The following is a 21,070-nucleotide window of genomic DNA, read 5'->3' as shown; positions in this document are numbered from 1 at the left end:
TTTTGCATGACCGTTGTACCTGACATGACCCTGTGGACCGGGCGCATTGACGCCGCCGAAGGGCAAGGCGCGTTGCGCTGGCACCAATGGATCAAGCCGCTGGCGCCGGGCCTGCCCACGGGCGCGGCGTTGATTGGCCTGGCCTGTGACGAAGGAGTGAAACGCAATCAGGGCCGAACCGGCGCGCGCCAAGGGCCACCCGCCTTGCGCAAAGCGCTGGCCAATCTGGCCTGGCACGGCACGGCGCCGCTGTACGACGTGGGTGACGTGGCATGTGCGGGCAGTGACCTCGAAGGCGCACAGCACACCTACGCGGCGCTGGTCAGCCACCTGCTGGAACAAGGCCATCTGCCGCTAGGGCTGGGCGGGGGGCATGAAATCGCCTTCGCCAGTTTCAGCGGGCTGGCCGACCACCTGCGCTGTCACACCGCGCCGCCGCGTATCGGCATTCTCAATTTTGACGCGCACTTTGACTTGCGCCATAGCGAGCAAAGCAGCTCGGGCACGCCCTTTCGCCAGATTGCCGAGTATTGCCAGCGCGCGAACATGCCGTTCGCCTATTGCTGCCTCGGCGTTAGCCAACTGAACAACACCCAGGCCCTGTTCGAGCAGGCCCAACGGCTGAACGTGCGTTATCGCCTCGACCGGCACATGAACAGCTGGGACATGCCTGCCCTTGAAGCCTTTTTGGATGACTTCCTGAGCGGCGTCGATCACCTGTACATGACCATTTGCCTGGACGTGTTACCTGCCAGTCAGGCGCCGGGCGTCAGCGCGCCATCGGCGCACGGGGTCGATATGCAGATCGTCGAGCACCTGGTGCGTCGCGCCAAAGCCAGCGGCAAATTGCGCATGGCCGACATCGCTGAACTCAACCCCGCTCTGGACATCGACAACCGCACTGCTCGCATTGGCGCGCGCTTGCTCGCCAGCCTGATTGATTAAGTTTTTTGCTCATCCCTGAAACCGCTTGTTGAATCATAAAAAAAAGAGAAATTCGCCATGCTGACATTTCAACTGGATGCGTTGAGCACCCTCGCTCTCGCGTTGCTCTTGCTGGGCCTGGGCGCCCAACTGAAAAAACGCAGTTACTGGCTGCGCCAACTGTGCGTACCGGCCCCGGTGATTGGCGGCTTTGGTTTTGCCTTGCTGATCTGGTTGCTGCGTGATCGCCAACTGCTCGACCTGACCCTGGACACCAGCCTGCAAACGCCCTTGATGGTCGCGTTTTTTACCACCGTGGGGCTGGGCGGCAGCCTGGGCCTGCTGCGCAAAGGTGGCAAATTGCTGTTTATCTACCTGGGGGCGTGCTGGGGGCTGGCGCTGGTGCAAAACGTGGTGGGTGTGAGCGTGGCCAAAGCGCTGGGCATCGACCCGCTGCTGGGGATCATGGCCGGAGCGGTCTCGCTGGAAGGCGGTTTTGGTGCTGCTGCAGCCTTTGGACCGATTGCCGAAAACCTCGGTGCTGTGGGCGCGACCACCGCGGCACTGGCAGCGGCTACTTTCGGCATGGTGGCGGGCGGCTTGCTTGGCAGCCCGCTGGCGCGCTGGTTGATCGAGCGCAACAAACTCACGGTCAAGGCAGAAGCGGTGGGTAACCTCAAAGCCTTCGAAGACGTGGTGCATACCCCGCCTGCTGCGCTGGATGCACCGACGCTGCTGCGCTTGCTGACCTGCATCGTGGTGATCATGGTGCTTGGCTTTTGGCTGGGTGCCAGCTTGCAACAACATTTAGGCATCGTGTTACCGAGCTATGTGGGCGCGATGTTCGTCGCGATCATCTTGCGCAACCTCAATGACCGCACCCAGGCCGTTGACATACCCGACCACGCCGTTAGCACTATCGGCGACGTCAGCCTGGGCATGTTCCTGACGATGGCCATGATGAGCCTCAAGTTTTGGGAGCTGGAAAAGCTCGGCATGCCACTGCTGGTGATTTTGGTGGTGCAAGTGGTGATCATGCTGTTGCTGTGCGTTTTCGTGCTGTTTCGCCTGTTTGGCGGCAACTATGACGCCGCAGTGTTGTGCGCAGGCTTCATGGGGCACGGGCTGGGTGCAACCCCCAACGCCGTGGCCAACATGGGCGCGATCTGCGACCACTACAAAGTGTTCTCGTACAAAGCCTTCATCATCGTGCCGCTGTGTGGCGCCGTGTTGATCGACATCGTGGCCATCCCGATGATCACCTGGTTTATCAACGCATTTAGCTAATGCCACAGTCGCCGAAAAACCATTCAACGCGGTGATTCAGTTGCACCGCAGTCATCAGATTTACGAGCGCTGCGCACTCGATCGCAGCCTCGTGCCTTGTCAGCGCCTACAGGTTTGAAGGACTGTCAGGCGATTTGCGGCACGGTGAAGCGGAATTCGCTGCCTTCTCCCGGTTTGCTTTCAGCCAGGAGCTGGCCGCCGTGGGCTTTGATGATGCCTTGCGAGATGTACAGCCCCAAGCCTGTGCCAGAAGCATTACCTTCTTTGGCCGTCCAATAGCGTTCAAAGATGTGAGGCAATTGCTCGGCCGGTATGCCCTTGCCCGAGTCGCGCACGCTGAACACGATGTCCTGGCCATTGGACATGGCCGCGACACCGATTTGGCCTTGTGCCGGGGTGAACTTGATGGCGTTGCCGATCAGGTTGGACAGCACTTGAAACAAACGCTCGGGGTCGGCGTTGATTTTCAGGCCCGGCTCGGCATGGAAGGTCAGGTCCACCGACTTGTCCATCGCCAGCGGCGCCAACAGTGAAAGCGCTTCTTCAAAAATCTGACTCACGTCCAGTGGCTGCGGGGTGATGGTGTAGCGCCCGGCTTCAATCTTGGAGGTGTCGAGCAAGTCTTCAAGCAGCACGTTCATGCGGCTACTGGCTTGCTGCATGGTGTCGATGGCGGAGGTAATGCGCCGTGACGTGTGCGGGCCGTCGCTGCTGAAGGCTTTTTGCATCATGCCGCAGAGCATCGAAATGATGGTCATGGGGCTACGCAAATCGTGGGACACCACGGCCACCAGCTCGTCGCGGGCGCGCACGGCTTGCTGCTCGCTCACCACCTGGCGCGAGAGGTCGTTTTCCAGCGCCGAGCGGCGCAAGTCGTTGGCCGCGAACACGTCACCGTGGCTCCACTTGCTGGAAATACCATCCATTTCGACTTTCCAGAGTTCAAACGAGGTGCGCGGGCTCAAGCGCATGCCGGTGGCACTGGGCTCCAGGTTGAGCGGCTTTCTGGGGTCGCCACTCCACGGGATGCTCTCTTTCACTTCTGCGCGAAACCACAGCACAGCATTGTCGACGGGCTTAGGCAGGGTCATGGCCAGCAGACCGCTGGCGATGTCTTTGTACTGCGCGGCGGGCGTGTAAAGCGTCGACAGGCAGTGGGTGGAAAACACCGATTGCTGCGAGTCTTTAAACCACTGGTACAACGCGCGAATGTCATCGGCGGGCGGGCATTGGCCGTAGCAGCGCAGCACGTTGTCTTCCAGGATGGCCACACCGCTGGCGTCTGTCAGCGCCATCAGTTGTTCGGGCGCTTGGGCCAACCCGTCAAACACGGTGTTCGGGTTGCTGACCATGGCGGTGTTCAGGCGCTCCAGTGCGCCCATTTTGGCCTCGCGCTGGCGGCTGATTTCCAGGGTTTGCAGGGCGCTGATTTGCAACGACAACACCTGGCCGATGGTTTGGCAGGCCATGCGCAGCTCATGGGGGACGTGCAACGGCTGGCGATGCCCGCAACTGATCAAGCCCCACAGCCGTTCGCCGTCCATCAACGAGATGCTCATGGAGGACAGCACGCCCATGTTTTTCATGTATTGGCAGTGAATCGGCGACACGCTGCGCAAGACGGCGCCGCTCAGGTCCAGTGCCTCACAGGTATCGGGGCGCAGTCGCGGCACCAGTTCAACCGGCTGATAGTCAGCGTTGGGGATAATGCGCAACCAATGCGTGCGATACAGCTCGCGTGCTTGCTCCGGGATGTCCGAGGCGGGGAAGAACATGCCGTTGAACAGCTCCATCGAAGGCGAAGACGCTTCGGCGATCACCTGGCCATGACCTTCTTCTTGAAAACGGTAAATCAACACCCGGTCGTAGCCGGTGAGCGCCTGGATTTCCTTGACGCAAATGTCGTAGAGCGCGGGCAGCGTCTTGGCGGCTTGCAGGCGTTGCAACATGCGACTCAGGTTGCGCACTTTGGCCATCGTGTGATTGAACTCAACCTCGTCGGGTTTGAGTTCCAGTTCCAGCACCAGCACATTGTGTTCGCGGTGCAACAAACCCTCGTAGCGGATGCCTTGCAGGTTTAGCTCCAGCACGGGCACCTCCATCTGTTCGGCAACGCCTGCGGCCTGTTGCACCACGGTCGCAGCCTCAGGGCCGGTCAACATCGCCAGTGGCTGATCCAGCAGCGCATTGGGGTTCAAACCAAACAACGTCTGGACGTTGGCACTGATTTGCTGGATACGCAGCTCGGGCAGCGACAGCGTGACAAGCAGGCCGTGGGGTTGAATGGCGCCCGGAAACCGGATGGGCTCATCGGCGCAATTATCCAGCAGGGCTTCAAACGCCTGGGCGTCGAGTGGATTCATATCAAAACCTCCTGACCTTCGAGCCACTGCTCGAAACAGCTAAACGTTGAACAGGCAGCGTGTACGGCTTCGCGTTGTGCGTGCTCGTCGAGTGGCACGCTGCCCAAAAACTCCAGAAATGTTTTCCAGCGCCGGCCGGTGTCTTCACCGTAGACGTACAGGAATGAGCCGCCGTTGTGGGTATCAAGCCCCAAATGCTGGGCGATCTGTTTGCGCAAGATATTGCCCCCCAGCGTAGCGCCTTCCAGTACATACAAAACCCCGAGTACGCAGGCTTCACTGTGCAGCGCTGGCAAGGTGTGGCAGCGGGGCAGTGCGCCGGGATCGTCCCCCAGCGCCTTAAGGTCTTGCACCAGGGCCTGGGTTTTGAGCCGCGCTTGCAGGTCAAACCCTTCGGGGATAAGCGCGCTGTGGAGCAGCGCGTCTTCCAGGGGCTGATAAAACCCGAAGTAGGCGCTCAGCAAGCGCGTGTAGTGCGCGCGGTCGAGCGTTGCCGAGAAAAAAGGCAAACGTTGTTCAAGCGCCACATGCAGGGTGTGCGTGCCGGTGCGCAGCGCGCTCAGGATGGCTGGCGTCAACGGGGATGAAAGGTCTTGTGGCATGCCGTACAACCGGGCTCTCTGCGTGCGCATTAAATAAACGCTCATGGCCTTATGAAGCCTGAGCCTGAAAAAAGTGCAATAAATCTGCTTGGATTGTGTCGGGAAATTCTGGCAGATGACCTGCCACTTGTGCGAACGCAATGGCACACGGCAGGATCAACGGCACATTTCAGCCTGCGGTTGTTAACGGCCGCACATGCTTAAAGGAAACGTCATGCTTGAACTACGCCCTAATTGTGAGTGCTGTGATTGCGACCTGCCGCCCGACGCGGTTAACGCGAGGATCTGTTCGTTTGAATGCACATTCTGCGCGGCGTGCGCGGAGCTAAAGTTGGGCGGGCGCTGCCCCAATTGCGCTGGCGAATTGCTGGCGCGTCCGCGTCGGCCCGCCGACAAACTGGGCAACAGCCCTGCATCGATCGTGCGGGTTCACACACCCGAAGGCCGCGTGAGCGGCACATGATCCCGGGGCTTCCCGTGGCTGGGCAGGCATGCCTGTCTACAGCGCGTTATCTTGCCCCAGTGCATCGACGGTGGCCTTGACCGCGCGCAAGGCGTGGCACCACAGAAAGGCTTGATGGGCGTCGATGCACCGCGTGCCGGTGGCGGCAGACAACAACTCGCAGGCGCGATCGCAGCCTGCGGCAGCGACTACAAGGGCCGGTCGATGAAGGTTCCGGCCGTATCGTCCGCAAGCGCCCCGTCTAACAACCACCCCAAAGCAATCGGCCACAAGCTTTGCTGATACCGGCTATGGAAAAACGCGAAATGACCTATCGCGGTTTCACCTATGTCTGCCGGGTTTATTCGTAAATGCGTGCGCTCGCTGGCGCTGAAATAACGCAGCAAGCGCTCAGTGGCCGCCACGGTGCCAAAAGGGTCGTCGCTGAGGCTGATGGCGAGGGTGTTGGCCGTGACAGAGGCGAAGGCCAGGGAGTGGAGCGTGCGTGCGCTGGGCAGCCTTTCAAAGCGCGTGTTCATGGCGGCCCAGTCGTTGACCACGCCAGCGGGGGTGTCTTCGAGCCAGCCCAGGCGTTTGCCGGGGAAATACCCGCACAACCGCGTCAGCAGCGGCATGACCACGTGCCAGCGGGCGAACATGGGCCAGCGTTGCGCGGCGGCGTAATCGCGCCAATAAGCGAATTGCGCCCCCACCGTCACTAACCGCCGAACTCGCGAGGCACCCGCCGCCAGCCCCACTGTGCAGCCGCCAAAGCTGTGGCCGACCATATCAATCGGTTGGCCTGGACATTCACGCTGGGCGCGCATGAGGATCGCGTGCGCGTCCAGCACGCCCCAGTCCGACCACGAGGCTTTAAACCCGCGCAATGAACCGCTGCGGGACACGCCGATGCCGCGATAGTCATACAGCATCACGTCCAACCCGTGATTGAACAGGTAGTCGGCAAAACGGGCGTAGTAGGTGCAGCGCACCGATGTGGCGGCGCTGATGATCACCACAGCGCGGGAGGGGTCGGGCACCCCGTGGCGCCACTCAAAACCGCCCAACCGATAACCGTCAGCGGCAGGCTCGAAAAACGCCCGGCTGATGGCTTGGTTGCAGATGTGCGTCAGTGCGTGCTCCGCGCATTGCGTTCGGCCAGCAAGCGCGAGGCTTCAACGTAGGCGGTCTGGAAGGCCGGGGTTTCGACCCACGCCAGCGCGCTGTCTTCGTCATCGCCGTGCTCGCTCATGCGGAAGGCAATGAGCAGGCCCATCAGGAAATCGGTCGCGTCTTCTTCCTCTTCTTCGCTGATCACCAGCTCCAGCACCGGGTATTGCAGGAACACGCTGCACAGGGCTTGCAGGCTGATGGCTTCGGCGGCCTTCATGGCCTGAAACAGATCGTCGAAATCGGCGGGTTCGAAGCCGTTGTCTTTGATGTCCTGAAAGTCGAACGTGCTGAGGTCGATTTTGACGTCATCGAACGGGCTGTCGATCAGCGCAGACGCCGAAGCCTTGGCCGGTTTGCCGATGCGGTTTTGCTTGGCTTTGGTTTTGGCCCGCTGTGCGTGCTTGTGCTGTTTCTTTGGCGTTGCCATGAACGTGTCCTGTACGGGCTAAGGCGGTTATTGAACCTCAGCTTTCGGGGATCACCAAGCGTGGATCGTGGATTGGGTCAATTATCGGGCTTGAAGCCGGGCAGGCCGTGGGCTGGGCGCCCGTGTTTGAGGGTGTTGGCAAGCAGTGTGAGGCGGCACTAAATCGCGCCCAACAAAAAACCCGCACTGGGCGGGTTTTTTGTTTGCTTTGCGGTGGTGTAAACACCACATCAAAGCTGAATGTGGTGCCCAGAGACGGAATCGAACCGCCGACACGGGGATTTTCAATCCCCTGCTCTACCGACTGAGCTATCTGGGCAACGGGGCGCATTAGAAGCTTTTTTCGATAAGTCGTCAAACACTTTTTTGAAAAATATTTAATTATTACCGTCGCTTACAGACCAAACCCTTTAAAACCGGGGTTTATTCGCTTGGCGGAACATAGCCTTCTGCCTGCGCGTATTCTTCACCGCTGAAGAACTTGTCCATCTCGCCCTGCAAGTATTTACGGTCTTGGGCGTTCATCATGTTCAAACGCTTTTCGTTGATCAGCAGGGTTTGGTGTTTTTGCCAGTCTGCCCAGGCTTTGGCCGAGACGTGATCGAAAATGTCCTGACCTTTGGCGCCCGGAAACGGAGGGCGCTCCAGCGCGGGCAGTTCTTCTTTGTACTTGCGGCACATGATGGTGCGGGTCATGACGACTCTCCTGCGTTCAATAGGTCGGCTGCGTGTTTGAGCAGTTTTTTGACCGGGGCCGCCAGGCCCAGGCGCGGTGGGGTGGCGAGGTTATACCAGAGCCAATCGGCCTCGGCCACGTGATGACCCGCCTCCTTGACGTGGATCAGCCACGGCTCGATGGCCAGCTGAAAATGGCTGAAGGTGTGGGTCAGGCCGGGCATGGGGTGTTGGGCGCCCACCTTGAGTGAGTGTTGCAGCGCCAAATGCTCGATGTCGTTGAGGTCATCCAGCTCGGGCAGGCTCCACAAACCGCCCCACAGGCCGGTCGAGGGGCGACGGTAAAGCAGAATGGCGCCCTCGCCATTGGCCAGCATCGGCATCAATGTGCGCCTTTGCGGGATGGTTTTACGCGGTTTAGGGATCGGGTAGCGCGTCTCAAGGCCTAGCAGGTGGGCTTCACAGCTGCTTTCAAGCGGGCAGAGCAAGCAACTGGGTTTGCTGCGCGTGCACAGCGTTGCGCCCATGTCCATCATGGCCTGGGTGTAGGCATTGACGCGCTCGTGCGGGGTGAAGCGCTCGGCAGTGGCCCACAGCTGTTTAGCCACCTTGGGCTCGCCCGGATACCCCTCTTGCGCGGTGTAGCGTGCAAGCACGCGCTTGACGTTGCCGTCGAGGATCGGTGCGCGCAGGCCCATGCTGATACTGGCAATCGCGCCCGCAGTGGATAGCCCGATACCGGGCAGCTCCACGAGTTTTTCGACATCGCGCGGGAATTCACCGGCGTAGTGCTCGACGATGATTTTCGCGGTTTTCTGCAAGTTGCGGGCGCGGGTGTAGTAACCCAGCCCGGTCCACAGGTGCAGGACTTCGTCTTCGGGGGCGGCGGCCAGTGCTTGGACCGTGGGCAATGACGCCATGAACCGGTCGAAGTAGTTCAGCACAGTGCTGACCTGGGTTTGCTGCAACATGATCTCCGAGACCCACACCCGGTAAGGGGTGATGCCCTGTTGCCAGGGCAGGTCATGGCGGCCGTGGCGATCGAACCAGTCGAGCACCACGCTTGCGAACTGCTCATCTCTCATCGCTTGAACAGCCCCTTGAGGGCGTCTTTGAGTTCAGGGCTGATCTTGTCGCCGAGTTTCTCTTCAAGTTTGTCGCTGATTTTGTTGCCGGCCACTTTGGCGGCGACTTTACCCAAGCCTTCTTTGTCGAGGCGGCAGGCTTTGGCACCCAGTTCTAACGGGCCACGGCAGCGCAGAGGCAGTTCGACTCCGACAAAGTTTTTGCCGACCTGGCAGGCCGGGTCAGGCATGGCGCCTTTGTCGCCTTCGACGGTGATGCCGATGCGGTAGTCCATGCCCAGCACGCGCAGGTCGATGTCGCCATTGCCTTTGACGGTCATGCCGGGGATGCGCACGATCATGTCCGGGTTGCTGGTCACGCCGTTATGGAACATCAGGCTGCCCTTGAGTTCCTTGAACGGTGTGTCTTTGCCCCGTGGCGCGCCGCTCAGGGTTTTGCGGTTGAGTGTGGCAATGCCCTGGCACAGTTGCTGTTCGAGGTTGGCGTTGAGCAACACGCCGTCGTTGAGCACGAAGTTGGCAGTGCCGTTGAGGCTTTCAATCAGCGCGTTCTGGCTGTTGCCGCTGCCCGTCACGTTGCTGTTGAGAGTCAACAAGCCGTTGATTGGAGGTTTTTGACCCTGGCTTTGCAGGATTTTTTCCACCGGTACGTTGTTGATGTGGGTTTGCAGGTTCACCAAGGGCAGCATCGGGCGCACATCGAGGCTGCCGTTGGCGGCAAAGTTGCCTTTGTACAAATCGCCGCGCAGGGTTTCGAGGGTTAGCAGGCCGTCTTTGCTGTTGGCCTTGAGCGCAGCGTTTTGAATCGGCAGTTGGCTCACGGTCAGTTGGCCAAAGCTGATGTCAGCCGTGAGGTCCAGCGCCTTGAGGCGCGTGACAGGAATCAGCTTGGCGGTGCTCCAGCCGCTTTTGGTCGGCGCAGCAGGCAGTGGCGTGTCGCCTGACGCGGCCAGGGCACCGGCTTCGCTCGTTTGCACTTCGGCCTGGCGTGCGGCGGTGGCGCTGGCGGCTTCTGCGGTTTTAGGCGGCAGGTAGCGATCTGCGTCGAACGTGTCACCTTTGAGCTGAATACGCAGGGCTTGATTGGCGAAGTCTTCAACGGCCACGCGGCCGGTGAAGGTGCTGCCATCAATTTTGAGGTTCAGTTCGTCAAAGGTCAGGCTCGCAGGTGTGCCTGACAGGCGACTGACCAGCTCAAACGTGCTCAGGCTGCCCGGTGCCATCGGCGGCAACGTGTGGCCGATGCTGTCGAGGAACTTGGCCAGATCAAGCTGGGCAATCGATAGGCCGCCGCTGATTTGCGGGGTGGTATCCAGGCTGTGGGCCTTGAGTTCGCCCAGTGCTCGCAGTTGGTTGGCAGAGATCTTCAGGCTGCTCCATTCGGCGACGTTCGCTGCCAGATCAACCAGAAGTTGCCCTTGGGCTGCATAGGTGACGGTTTTGCCCTGTAACGGCTCGCCCGACGCTTCACCGGTGACTTTCATGTCTTCGAACTGGTAGCGCTTGAGCACGCGATCAAAGCGCAGTTTGCCGTCGACTTCGGTTTTGACTCGCATCACTGGCTTGTTGGTGCCCACAAACGCAGTCAATTTGACCGGGGTGCTGGTGGCTTCGTGAATCGGGCCGGTGCTCAGTTGAATGCTTTCAGCGCTGAACTGCTGGCCGTTGCGCTCGTCGTTGTATTCCACCCGTGCGTTGTTCACGGTCAGGCTGTCGATATCGAGCTTGATTGGCTGGCTGGAGGCGTCGGTCTTGGCCTGCGGCGCTGGTTGCGGACTGGCTGGCGGTGTCTGAGCGCTGGCGGTCGCAGGTGCGGGCTGGCCGATGTCTTGCCAATTGCCGTGGCCGTCTTTGTCACGGGTTAAACGCAGGTTCAGGCCTTCAACGCGTACGTCGCTCATTTGCACTTCTTTGCGCAGCAGCGGCAGCACGCGCACAGACAAACCGAGCATTTGCAAGTCAGCGAACGGTTTGGTCGGCGCCGCGAGGGTCGCCACGCTGGCGTCGTGCAGTTCAAGGCCGAGCCAAGGGAAGAGGCTCCAGCCAATGTCGCCATTGAGAGTCAGCTCAATGTGGGCTTTGTCACGGGCTATCTGGCGGATCTCGTCTTTATAGTCGTTGGGATCAAACAGATGGCTCAGGGCAAAGCCCAAAGCCACGATGATCAGCAACAATCCGAGAAGCACCAGACCCAGGATTTTGCCGAACGCTTTCATGGGCGGGTCCTTGTAGGTCTGTGTGAAGGTGAGTTTTAAAGTTAGCCGCAGAGTATAGCGCCACGTGTCGGCCGACTGGAGTTGGATACGTGGTGTGTCCACGTTCGGTGCATCGCCTCTGCACTACGCGGTGTAGACACTTGAAAAGAGTTGAGTGAGAAAAATAGGATCAGTTTTGCCGAAAAAGACCGCATCAGTTTGATCTTTGTCCCACGACCCAATGGTAATCTGCGCCTGTTTTTCGGGCTTTCTGCGGCGCATTGTCGCGTCTCGAACTCAAGCCAATAACAGGGCTGTGCGCTGCAAGGCGCCAAAGCCAGGGTTGAGTGTGCCTGGAGAGCTTTTTTATTCATGGGGGATACACCAATGAGCACCAGCACCGCTGCGGGCAGCCTTGCCTCACAGCCCGCGTTCCTGTCCAAGGAGCGCATCATCGCAAAACCCGGTTTTAATCGTTGGCTGGTTCCGCCTGCCGCGTTGGCCATCCACTTGTGCATCGGCATGGCCTATGGCTTTTCGGTGTTTTGGTTGCCGCTGTCCAAAGCGCTGGGCGTGACAGCGCCGGTGGCGTGCGCGCCGGACATGAGCTTTATCGCGCAGGTGTTTTCGTCGCAGTGCGACTGGCCGATTTCAATGCTCGGCTGGATCTACACTTTGTTCTTTATCTTCCTCGGCTGTTCGGCTGCCGTGTGGGGTGGCTGGCTTGAGCACGCCGGGCCGCGCAAGGCTGGCGTGGTGTCTGCGTTGTGCTGGTGTGGCGGTTTGCTGATTTCAGCGTTAGGCATTTATACCCACCAGATCTGGCTGATGTGGCTGGGTTCCGGGGTGATTGGCGGCATCGGGCTGGGCCTGGGCTATATCTCGCCGGTGTCGACCTTGATCAAGTGGTTCCCGGACAAGCGTGGCATGGCCACCGGCATGGCCATCATGGGCTTTGGCGGCGGCGCGATGGTCGGTGCGCCATTGGCAGCGGCCTTGATGGGCCACTTCGCCGGGCCGTATGGCGTGGGCGTGTGGCAGAGCTTTTTGGTGATGGCGGCGATTTATTTCGTGTTCATGATCGGCGGCGCGTTGTCGTATCGCGTGCCTCCGACGGGCTGGAAGCCTGAGGGCTGGACCGCGCCCGCAAAAAAAGCCGCGAATGCGATGATCACCCAGCGTCACGTTCACGTCAGCGTGGCCTGGAAAACCCCGCAATTTGCGTTGGTGTGGTTGGTGCTATGCCTGAATGTCTCAGCCGGGATCGGCATTTTGGGCATGGCTTCGCCGCTGTTGCAGGAAGTGTTCGCGGGCAAGCTGCTGGGTAATGACCTGACCTTCAGCCAATTGGACGCGGCGCAACTGGCACAAATCGCGGCCATTGCTGCCGGTTTCACCGGTTTGCTGAGCCTGTTCAATATTGGCGGGCGGTTCTTCTGGGCGTCGTTCTCGGATTACCTGGGGCGCAAAAACACCTACTTCGTGTTCTTTGCATTGGGTTTTGCGTTGTACGCTTTGGTGCCAAACCTGGGGCATTTGGGCAACGTGTCGCTGTTTGTGGCAGCGTTCTGCATCATTTTGTCGATGTACGGCGGCGGCTTTGCCACCGTGCCCGCTTACTTGGCCGACCTGTTCGGCACCCAGATGGTCGGCGCCATCCACGGCCGTTTGTTGACGGCGTGGGCGGCGGCGGGAGTCTTGGGGCCGGTATTGGTCAACTATCTGCGTGAATACCAGTTGAGCATCGGTGTTGAGCGCGCCGCGGCCTACGACATCACGTTGTACATTTTGGCGGGGTTGTTGGTGTTGGGCTTTGTCTGCAACTTGCTGGTGCGTCCGGTGGCCGACAAATACTTCATGACCGATGCGCAACTGGCAGCCGAGCAGGCGCTGGGGCACGACAAAGGTGCGCACGCCAGCACCTCGCTGGAATGGAAAGCCGCACCGGGCAGCCTGCCATTAACCGTCGCCGCCTGGTTGGCTGTGGGTATTCCACTGCTGTGGGGTGTGTGGGTGACGGTGCAGAAAACAGCGGTGTTGTTTCACTAAGGCTCTCGCGCACCCGTAGCCGTTGCCGAAGGCGGCGTCTGATTGCGCAGCGATCGTAAAACCTGAGGGCGGCTAATATGAGCGCTCCGGTTTACGACGGCTTCGCCGCCGGACGCCGCCTGCGGCAGCGGCTACGCGTCAGAGCAAAGTGTTGACGGCTCTCTGTAATGGCCACCTTATTAGTCCCGTGTTTCTGTGCAATGACGTGTTGGGTAGAGGGCGTGCATAGTTGTATTAAAGCGGGGCATGGGTATTAAAAGAGATGCTAAATGCCTAGCGCCGATCAACTAAGTTAAAACGCTCTCTTGTAGGCGCGCACGTGGTCGCAGATGTTTAATCCGAACGCGCCTATAGAACGTTTGACTGATCGGCTGGTGTTAGGTTGGGCTTCTCCTGAGCAAGGCAGCCGGTTGTTTGTTATTGACTGCCTGGAACGTGTTGGCTATACCCGTTTTTATAGATCTTGATCATCCCACTTCCAGCTTTTTAACTTGTCAGCGACTGCTTGGGTGACGGCTTGGTCAATTGCGTTTTGCCTGTTACTGGCGTTAGAGATATAGTTGTACCGATCAATGATAGCTTGATAAGGCTTTGCCTTGGCCTTAAGTGCATTTTCAGAAGCGCTAACGGCGCGTTGCAACGATGTATATTCCGGTTGAAGCTTTAAGTCTTTAAGTGCTTGCTTATATTCAGGTGAATATCCCTGCGCGTTTTCGTCTTTAAATTTTTTTCTAAGCTTTTCCTCTTCTGTTGTTATAAAATCTTTAAGTTCTGTATTTGCCTTGTACGCCGCACTTTCTTCAGCTGCAAAGTTATGCTTGATCGCGTCATACGCCTCTGTTGCGGAGCGAGTGATTTCCTGTTCTATCTCTATTAAAGCTTTGCTGGGCAGTATGGTGTCCGTGTCTTTAATTTCATCACTTTCGAAGGTGTCGTTTTCCAGATAGATTCTTCCTTCGTGAAATTTTTTCTCCATTTCAAAGTCGTTTTTGAAAATGCGAAATCGGACAAATTCCCCTTTTTTAAAAGTCTGGCCTTGGCGACGGCATTCAAATGTTTCACCTTCGGTGAAAAGAATAAGACTATCAATTCTGTCAATGCTCATGTCACGTTCCTCCTTGGATAGAGGTTTTGAAATTATGCGCACTCTTCTCGCTTGGCAACTGTCATAAGTGACAGGGGCGGACATCAGCGGCTCGTTCTCAGTGAAGCCTGTTTTTTGCCTGCGGGCACGGTGAATGGGTTTACGACGGCTTTGCCACCGGACGCCGCCTGCGGCAGCCGCTGCCCGTCAGCGCGCATTCCGTCAGTCATATCGTGTTTCTGTTTGTCAGACCCGTGCCTATAATGGCCACCTTTTTCGCCCAATGATTTTGCGGAGCTGGTGATGGCCGAACGTAAGGCGTCAGTCGAGCGCGATACTCTGGAAACCCAGATCAAAGCCTCGATCAACTTGGATGGTACCGGTAAGGCCCGATTCGATATCGGTGTGCCTTTTCTTGAGCATATGCTCGACCAGATCGCCCGACATGGGCTGATCGACCTGGACATCGAGTGCAAAGGCGACCTGCATATCGACGATCACCATACCGTCGAGGACGTGGGTATTACCCTCGGTAAAGCCTTCAACCAGGCCGTTGGCGACAAAAAAGGCATGACCCGTTACGGGCACGCTTATGTGCCGCTGGATGAGGCGCTGTCGCGTGTGGTCATCGACTTCTCCGGCCGTCCAGGCCTGCAAATGCATATCCCGTATACCCGTGCCACCGTTGGCGGTTTCGACGTTGACCTGTTTCAGGAGTTCTTTCAGGGCTTCGTGAACCACGCCAACGTGACGCTGCACATCGACAACCTGCGCGGCACCAATACCCACCACCAGATCGAAACCGTGTTCAAGGCTTTCGGCCGTGCGCTGCGCATGGCGATTACGCTCGATGAGCGCATGGCCGGGCAAATGCCTTCCACTAAGGGCGTGCTCTGATGCAGACCGTGGCGGTAATCGATTACGGCATGGGCAATCTGCACTCGGTGGCCAAGGCGCTGGAGCACGTGGGCGCCGGTCGGGTGCTGATTACCAGCGATGCCAACGTGATTCGTGAAGCTGACCGCGTGGTGTTTCCCGGTGTGGGTGCAATTCGCGACTGCATGGCGGAGATCCGTCGTCTGGGCTTCGATTCGCTGGTGCGTGAAGTCAGTCAGGACCGCCCGTTTCTCGGCATCTGCGTGGGCATGCAAGCCTTGCTCGACAGCAGTGAAGAAAACGGCGGCGTGGAGTGCATCGGTCTGTTCCCGGGGCAAGTGAAGTTCTTCGGTAAAGCCCTGCACGAAGACGGCGAGCACCTCAAGGTGCCGCACATGGGCTGGAACGAAGTGCAACAGAAGGTCGATCACCCTCTGTGGCACAGCATCCCGGACTTGGCGCGTTTCTACTTTGTACACAGCTACTACATTGCGGCGGGCAATCCTCGCCAAGTGGTCGGTGGCGGGCATTACGGCGTCGACTTTGCGGCGGCGCTGGCCGAAGGTTCGCGCTTCGCGGTGCAATTCCACCCCGAAAAGAGCCATACCCACGGCTTGCAGTTGCTGGAAAACTTCGTGGCCTGGGACGGTCGCTGGTAATGGCGCCTCGCAAAAAGCCGCCGATTCTTACGCTCACCCCCGAGCAAGAGAACGAAGCCAACAGCAAGATCAAACGCTTTATGGAAGACCGTTTCGAACTGGACCTGGGTTCGTTCGAAGCGGCTGAAATCCTTGAGCTGTTCACGCGTGAAATCGCGCCGCATTACTACAATCGCGCGATTTTCGATGTGCAGGCGCACCTCAAAGAGAGGTTCGAGAGCATCGAAAGCGACGTGTGGGCGCTCGAAAAGAATTGATTTCCGAGTCACTGACTCCCGAATTTAAAGGTTTGCCAGATGCTGATTATCCCCGCTATCGATCTTAAAGACGGTGCCTGTGTACGTCTGCGCCAGGGCCGCATGGAAGATTCCACGGTGTTCTCCGATGACCCGGTGAGCATGGCCGCCAAATGGGTAGAAGGCGGTTGCCGCCGCTTGCACCTGGTCGACCTGAACGGTGCATTTGAAGGCCAGCCGGTCAATGGCGAAGTGGTCACGGCGATTGCCAAGCTGTACCCGAATTTGCCGATCCAGATCGGCGGCGGGATTCGCTCGCTCCAAACCATCGAACACTACGTCAAAGCGGGCGTGAGCTACGTCATCCTGGGCACCCAAGCGGTGAAGAACCCTGAGTTCGTGGCAGAGGCGTGCCGTGCCTTCCCCGGCAAAATCATCGTGGGTATGGATGCCAAAGACGGTTTCGTGGCTACCGATGGCTGGGCAGAAGTCAGCACCGTGCAAGTGATCGACTTGGCCAAGCGTTTTGAAGCGGACGGCGTGTCGGCCATCGTTTATACCGACATCGCCAAAGACGGCATGATGCAGGGCTGCAACGTGAGCTACACCGCAGCACTGGCGGCAGCGACCACCATCCCTGTGATCGCCTCGGGCGGCATTCATAACCTGGGCGATATCAAGGCCCTGATGGACGCCAAGGCACCCGGTATCGTAGGTGCCATCACCGGCCGTGCAATCTATGAAGGCACGTTGGATGTGGCCCAGGCCCAAGCCTTCTGCGACAGCTACAAGGCCTGAGGAGAACGTCATGGCGTTAGCCAAACGCATCATCCCTTGCCTGGACGTGGATAACGGCCGGGTGGTGAAGGGCGTCAAGTTCGAAAATATTCGCGATGCGGGCGACCCGGTCGAAATTGCCCGTCGCTACGACGAGCAAGGCGCTGACGAGATTACCTTTCTCGACATCACCGCCAGCGTCGATGGTCGCGACACCACGCTGCACACGGTGGAACGCATGGCCAGCCAGGTGTTTATCCCGCTGACCGTAGGCGGCGGCGTACGCTGTATTCAGGACATTCGCAACCTGCTCAATGCGGGTGCGGACAAAGTCTCGATCAATACCGCAGCGGTGTTTAACCCGGAATTCGTGGGCGAAGCGGCGCAGCATTTTGGTTCGCAGTGCATTGTGGTCGCCATTGATGCGAAAAAAGTCTCCCAACCGGGCGAAACCCCGCGCTGGGAAATCTTCACCCACGGCGGACGCAAGCCTACCGGCCTAGACGCGGTCGAGTGGGCGATGAAGATGGAAGGTTTGGGCGCCGGTGAGATCCTGCTGACCAGCATGGACCAGGACGGCATGAAAAACGGCTTCGACCTGGGCGTCACCCATGCCATCAGCGATGCACTGGGTATCCCGGTGATTGCTTCGGGCGGCGTCGGCAACTTGCAGCATTTGGCTGACGGCATCCTTGAAGGTCACGCCAGTGCAGTATTGGCGGCGAGTATTTTCCACTTTGGCGAATACACCGTGCCTGAGGCCAAAGCGTACATGGCTGAACGCGGGATCGTGGTGCGTTAGGCCGACTGTTGCAACTGTCAGCGTCCTTTGTTCTGGCGCTGACAGTGCTGCGCTGAGGGGTATAACAATCAACGGTAAGCGATGTAGAGCCTCGTGGGTGCTCGACAGCGCTTACAGAGAAATTCGTGCGTAGTTTGAGGGGCTTAGTCTATGAAGTCATACACAGGCTTGAGCATCTCCTTGGTAAATACCCCTTTACCCGTATCCTCTATCAGCTTGAATGTTCCATCGGGGTAAATACTGACGCCCAGTGAGCTGGCCACGGTGACGGAAACACCTTCTCGATCTTTTAACAAGCTCATCAGCGGCCGTTGGTTATTCGTCGTTTGCCCAATGATAATCCCCATTCCGACAGTGGAATGAGAGTCTATGCCGGCCACCAGAATGACTTTTCCTCCACGGTTCAAAGAGCCGTCTAATGAGCTCAGCAGTTTTGATGCATCTTCACCTATTAATCCGTGCTCCACGTTGCTACCGCTCAAGTGCATCAGTGTTCTTGTGCGATAAACTTTGCCATCCCAGTCCGTCAGCACCGCGATGGCCGAGCAATCGGTCAGACTGCGAGTCGTCAGTATTGATTCGTTGCCCTGGTTAAGGGTCTGCGAGTTCCCCATGAAAATATCAACTGGCTGTGATGTGTGTGCCGGGAGGGCAGGCTTTACAGGTGCCGGCACAGGCAGTTTTTGTGCGTTCGTTTGCAATGTGCTGAACGTATTGTCGGGCTGGAAGTTTTTCAGAGGTGGCCCAAAGAGGTTTTCGGTTTTTGGGTCGTAGGCATATAAGAGGCCTGAGTCATCGCGTTTTGCGATCACTTTTAGGGGGTCGGCATTGTTTGTAGTTTTAATGCTTCCCTCGATAACGTCGGTTCTTTTAATCGGCGAAAGAAGGTCCGCACTATTGGCTCCACGACGAAGGAATTGGAAACCTTGATTGGCCAGGGATGCTCCCGTATTCACCAGCTTTACGGTGCCGGAAAATAGCGCTCTCCCGCCAGAAAATGGGTTGGCTCCGCTGGCCACCGCCCGGCTCAGGATATTCGCCCCTTTTTGAATTTTGCTGGCGAAGCTGCCAGCCTGGCCTGCCACTTTGGCTATTCCGCCAGCGGCTTTGGCGCCCACGAATAAAAATCCAAAAATGTCCAGCACCAGACTCTCAACCCCGTCCCGAGTATGACCTTTTGAAAAACTGTGAATGGCCGATGCGAAGGGGACGATGATGCGTGTGAAGTTCTGGATTTTTTCAAAGTCAGTGACTTCGGTGTCCAAGGTAGTGAGGCCTTGGGTTTGTTCGAATAAATTCCGGCTGTCATTCGGGAAGAACTTATTCGCCATGAGCTGGGCAATGTATTGCGTTCGGCTGCTGTTGAACGATTGGAGCGGCTCGTCGGTTTTTGGGGTGGATTCACGCTGGCGGCGTTCTGCGTCGCTTTTGGCGTGAACTTCATTTATCTCCTTATTTGAGTACGTCGTATAGTTTGAAAAGCTGTTGTTGTCCTTGGGGGGCAGTTTTGTCCACTCACCCTGTAACCCCGGCTTAAAGTGTGTGATGGGGCGAATAAAACCTTGTGGGGGGTTGATTTCGTAGTGGTAGGTTTTGCCGTCGTACCGGGTTTCTATCATTAATCCAAGGTGGTTTTCGTCAAGGCTCCGTTGAACGCCGTATCGCCCAGGTGTTGTATCACCAAAACCGTTTAGTCCGAGGTTACTGATCGAACTGGTGGCATTGTGTTGTTCATATACTTTAATAGCCCCAAACTCCAGACGCTCACGGTCTTTCAGCGGAAGTTGGGATATAAGGTGTCGAACGGCGGTGGAGGTGGCGTTTTTTTTGCCCTCGTAATAGTGGGAGAAGGATTTTTTGAAAGCCTCTTGAATATCAGGAATTTCATGGCGACTCCGGGCAATCGTGTCGACAGGGATTGTGGTGTCGAATGATCGAAAAATGCCACGGGAAAGTTCACCCGAAAGAACAAGATCAATGACCGAGTAAGGACCTTTAAGGTGGTTCCAGTTTTCAATGGGTATGATGCATTTTTTCTTGAAATCAATACCCTCTCCAAACTTTTCTTTTAGTATCTTAACGGCCATGTCTTCCCGTGTAAGTAACTCAGTGTCTTTCGCCGAAGATGCTTTTTCTAAGGCAATGAATCGCTCTTTGGCTTTTCCTCGTACGTGCTCAACCTGTGCAGCGGTGTAGCGGTTGTTGTCGTTTTTCTTGAGGATGCCCTCGTTGATCGCCCAATACATCATGGCCTGTAGAGAGGCCTGTTGTTCGACCTGTTTCTCGGCCGCTGTAATGGGCGAGATGTTGGCGTATTGCATGATTTTTCCGTAATTCATGCTCAACGCCTGGCCAGGCGCTTGCGCCTCTATTCGGGCGACGGCAGCCTTCAGGCTGATCCAGCTTGGTGAGCCGTAGGTCACGCTATCCGGAACCTCTTTTACCAGCAGTTCCGGCGCATGACGGGCTAATAACGCATAGGCTCTGACAGGCGCAAAGTCAGCAGCGGGCGTTTCAGGATTCGCCAAGTGTTCAGTGAGTGCCTTGACCACCTCGCGCAGAGGTTTACCCCCGAGGTCGAGGCTTGAAAGATCAAAGCCTGCGACCTTGTTGGTGCTGTTGTCCGGGTCGAGGATGCTCTTTGCGTCGATACCGATGGCAATGGCTGTCATGGCCCAATCGTTAATGCTGGTCGCTGAGGGTGCGCCTTTGAATTGGGTTTGAAGGGCTTTACCCAATGCATAGGCTTCAGGGGTGTTGAGGAGGTTAGTCAGAAATGCACGTGGGTCGCTCAACTCTTCGGGCGACCATTGCCGTGACTGTGTCAGATAACCCAGTGCATCTTTGCTGCGGCGCAGATATTCAAACTCGTCGAGCGCTATGGCGTTGTTTCTCACCGATGCCAGGATGTTTTTTTTCATCTCTTGGCTCAAAGGTGGCGCAGACCAGGACAGTCCCCCACCGAAGTTACCGTAGGGTGCAGATTGAAGCGGGGGCCGGGATAAGGCGTTTGCGAGGTTTTGAATATCCGCGAGGTTTTGAGGCAGGATCCAGTCGTTGGCGAGAATACATTGCTCCAGGCTAATTTGTTTTCCAGCCATTGGCTCGCCATTGAGTTGCAGGGGAGAGTCGGTGGGCAGGGTAATCCGCCTATCTCGCAGGCTGTCGCTCGTTGAGGTGACTCTTTTCCAGTAAGCCGGGCTTTTAGAAAGTTCGGCAACGTTATTTGTTGCTTTTGCTTGGGCATAGGCATTTGTTTTTTGGATGACGTGTTTATATGCCTGTACGAGTGCGTTTTTAATTGCGATTTTAGTTGCGTCTGGAGCGTGGTACTCCTCATGCGTGGCCACAGACGCCCATTTTGATATGTTTCTCGACCCAGAGGTGGCTCCATTCTGAGTCCGTTGCCTGGAG

18 protein-coding genes and 1 tRNA gene are annotated in these 21,070 nt (G+C 57.6%); 9 read left to right on the top strand and 10 right to left on the bottom strand.

The genetic code is table 11. The features are described from left to right. Positions 1–6 precede the first annotated feature (6 nt). Both hutG and gltS read left to right on the top strand, forming a co-directional pair. A complete protein-coding gene (gene hutG / locus TU86_RS12605) occupies positions 7–945 on the top strand; it encodes a formimidoylglutamase (protein WP_048364638.1) in 939 nt (312 codons plus the stop codon). Positions 946–1,002: 57 nt separating this feature from the next. Beyond that, on the top strand, positions 1,003–2,211 hold the full coding sequence (gene gltS / locus TU86_RS12600; protein ID WP_048364637.1) for a sodium/glutamate symporter: 1,209 nt from the start codon (positions 1,003–1,005) through the stop codon (positions 2,209–2,211). A gap of 125 nt (positions 2,212–2,336) precedes the next feature. Here the strand turns inward: gltS and TU86_RS12595 are convergent, their stop codons facing one another. Further along, positions 2,337–4,574: an ATP-binding protein gene (locus TU86_RS12595; RefSeq protein ID WP_048364636.1), complete on the bottom strand. Its 2,238-nt coding sequence runs from the start codon at positions 4,572–4,574 to the stop codon at positions 2,337–2,339. Beyond that, positions 4,571–5,176, bottom strand: coding sequence for a biliverdin-producing heme oxygenase (locus tag TU86_RS12590; RefSeq protein ID WP_048364760.1), 606 nt, complete (start codon positions 5,174–5,176; stop codon positions 4,571–4,573). The genes TU86_RS12595 and TU86_RS12590 overlap by 4 nt, the downstream gene beginning before the upstream one ends. Positions 5,177–5,390: 214 nt before the next feature. On the opposite strand from TU86_RS12590, the gene TU86_RS22470 reads away from it, so the two are divergent. After that, a complete protein-coding gene (locus TU86_RS22470) occupies positions 5,391–5,639 on the top strand; it encodes a DUF1272 domain-containing protein (RefSeq protein ID WP_048400717.1) in 249 nt (82 codons plus the stop codon). A 188-nt stretch (positions 5,640–5,827) separates the two neighbouring features. Here TU86_RS22470 and TU86_RS12585 read toward each other — a convergent pair whose 3' ends face one another. From TU86_RS12585 to TU86_RS12560, 6 genes are all read right to left on the bottom strand, one after another. Next, on the bottom strand, positions 5,828–6,742 hold the full coding sequence (locus TU86_RS12585) for an alpha/beta hydrolase family protein (protein ID WP_173426986.1): 915 nt from the start codon (positions 6,740–6,742) through the stop codon (positions 5,828–5,830). A 5-nt stretch (positions 6,743–6,747) separates the two neighbouring features. Next, complete coding sequence (locus tag TU86_RS12580; RefSeq protein WP_048364634.1) at positions 6,748–7,218, bottom strand: hypothetical protein; 471 nt, start codon at positions 7,216–7,218, stop codon at positions 6,748–6,750. A 243-nt stretch (positions 7,219–7,461) separates the two neighbouring features. Continuing rightward, positions 7,462–7,537, bottom strand: a tRNA-Phe gene (locus TU86_RS12575). Positions 7,538–7,641: 104 nt separating this feature from the next. Beyond that, positions 7,642–7,914 (bottom strand): oxidative damage protection protein, encoded by a 273-nt coding sequence (locus tag TU86_RS12570; RefSeq protein WP_048364633.1) that lies wholly within the window; start codon positions 7,912–7,914, stop codon positions 7,642–7,644. After that, a complete protein-coding gene (gene mutY / locus TU86_RS12565) occupies positions 7,911–8,978 on the bottom strand; it encodes an A/G-specific adenine glycosylase (protein WP_048364632.1) in 1,068 nt (355 codons plus the stop codon). Before mutY ends, TU86_RS12570 begins: the two co-directional genes overlap by 4 nt. Beyond that, positions 8,975–11,194, bottom strand: a complete 2,220-nt coding sequence (locus tag TU86_RS12560) for an AsmA family protein (protein ID WP_048364631.1) — start codon at positions 11,192–11,194, stop codon at positions 8,975–8,977. The genes mutY and TU86_RS12560 overlap by 4 nt, the downstream gene beginning before the upstream one ends. 366 nt (positions 11,195–11,560) lie before the next feature. Here TU86_RS12560 and TU86_RS12555 point away from each other — a divergent pair, with 366 nt between their 5' ends. Further along, complete coding sequence (locus TU86_RS12555; protein WP_048364630.1) at positions 11,561–13,222, top strand: OFA family MFS transporter; 1,662 nt, start codon at positions 11,561–11,563, stop codon at positions 13,220–13,222. Positions 13,223–13,676: 454 nt separating this feature from the next. Here the strand turns inward: TU86_RS12555 and TU86_RS12550 are convergent, their stop codons facing one another. Next, the gene (locus TU86_RS12550; RefSeq protein WP_048364629.1) at positions 13,677–14,327 is read right to left on the bottom strand and encodes a hypothetical protein; all 651 of its coding nucleotides are present in this window, start codon (positions 14,325–14,327) and stop codon (positions 13,677–13,679) included. A gap of 282 nt (positions 14,328–14,609) precedes the next feature. On the opposite strand from TU86_RS12550, the gene hisB reads away from it, so the two are divergent. The 5 genes from hisB to hisF are packed head-to-tail and all read left to right on the top strand — an operon-like array spanning position 14,610 to position 17,656. Continuing rightward, positions 14,610–15,203, top strand: a complete 594-nt coding sequence (gene hisB, locus TU86_RS12545; protein ID WP_019411757.1) for an imidazoleglycerol-phosphate dehydratase HisB — start codon at positions 14,610–14,612, stop codon at positions 15,201–15,203. Next, positions 15,203–15,841, top strand: coding sequence for an imidazole glycerol phosphate synthase subunit HisH (gene hisH, locus TU86_RS12540; protein WP_048364628.1), 639 nt, complete (start codon positions 15,203–15,205; stop codon positions 15,839–15,841). Before hisB ends, hisH begins: the two co-directional genes overlap by 1 nt. After that, entirely contained in the window at positions 15,841–16,098 is a 258-nt protein-coding gene (locus TU86_RS12535) for a DUF2164 domain-containing protein (RefSeq protein WP_048364627.1), read from the top strand. The genes hisH and TU86_RS12535 overlap by 1 nt, the downstream gene beginning before the upstream one ends. A gap of 39 nt (positions 16,099–16,137) precedes the next feature. Then, positions 16,138–16,875, top strand: a complete 738-nt coding sequence (gene hisA, locus TU86_RS12530; RefSeq protein ID WP_048364626.1) for a 1-(5-phosphoribosyl)-5-[(5-phosphoribosylamino)methylideneamino]imidazole-4-carboxamide isomerase — start codon at positions 16,138–16,140, stop codon at positions 16,873–16,875. A 10-nt stretch (positions 16,876–16,885) separates the two neighbouring features. After that, positions 16,886–17,656: an imidazole glycerol phosphate synthase subunit HisF gene (gene hisF / locus TU86_RS12525; protein ID WP_048364625.1), complete on the top strand. Its 771-nt coding sequence runs from the start codon at positions 16,886–16,888 to the stop codon at positions 17,654–17,656. Between the two features lie 143 nt (positions 17,657–17,799). Here the strand turns inward: hisF and TU86_RS12520 are convergent, their stop codons facing one another. Then, the gene (locus tag TU86_RS12520; protein ID WP_048364624.1) at positions 17,800–21,006 is read right to left on the bottom strand and encodes a hypothetical protein; all 3,207 of its coding nucleotides are present in this window, start codon (positions 21,004–21,006) and stop codon (positions 17,800–17,802) included. Between the last annotated feature and the right edge of the window lie 64 nt (positions 21,007–21,070).

Source organism: Pseudomonas weihenstephanensis (assembly GCF_001043055.1).
GTDB classification, from domain to species: Bacteria; Pseudomonadota; Gammaproteobacteria; order Pseudomonadales; family Pseudomonadaceae; genus Aquipseudomonas; species Aquipseudomonas weihenstephanensis.
The sequence above is the reverse complement of the archived record's forward strand: the minus strand, read 5'-3'. Positions and strand labels throughout refer to the sequence as shown.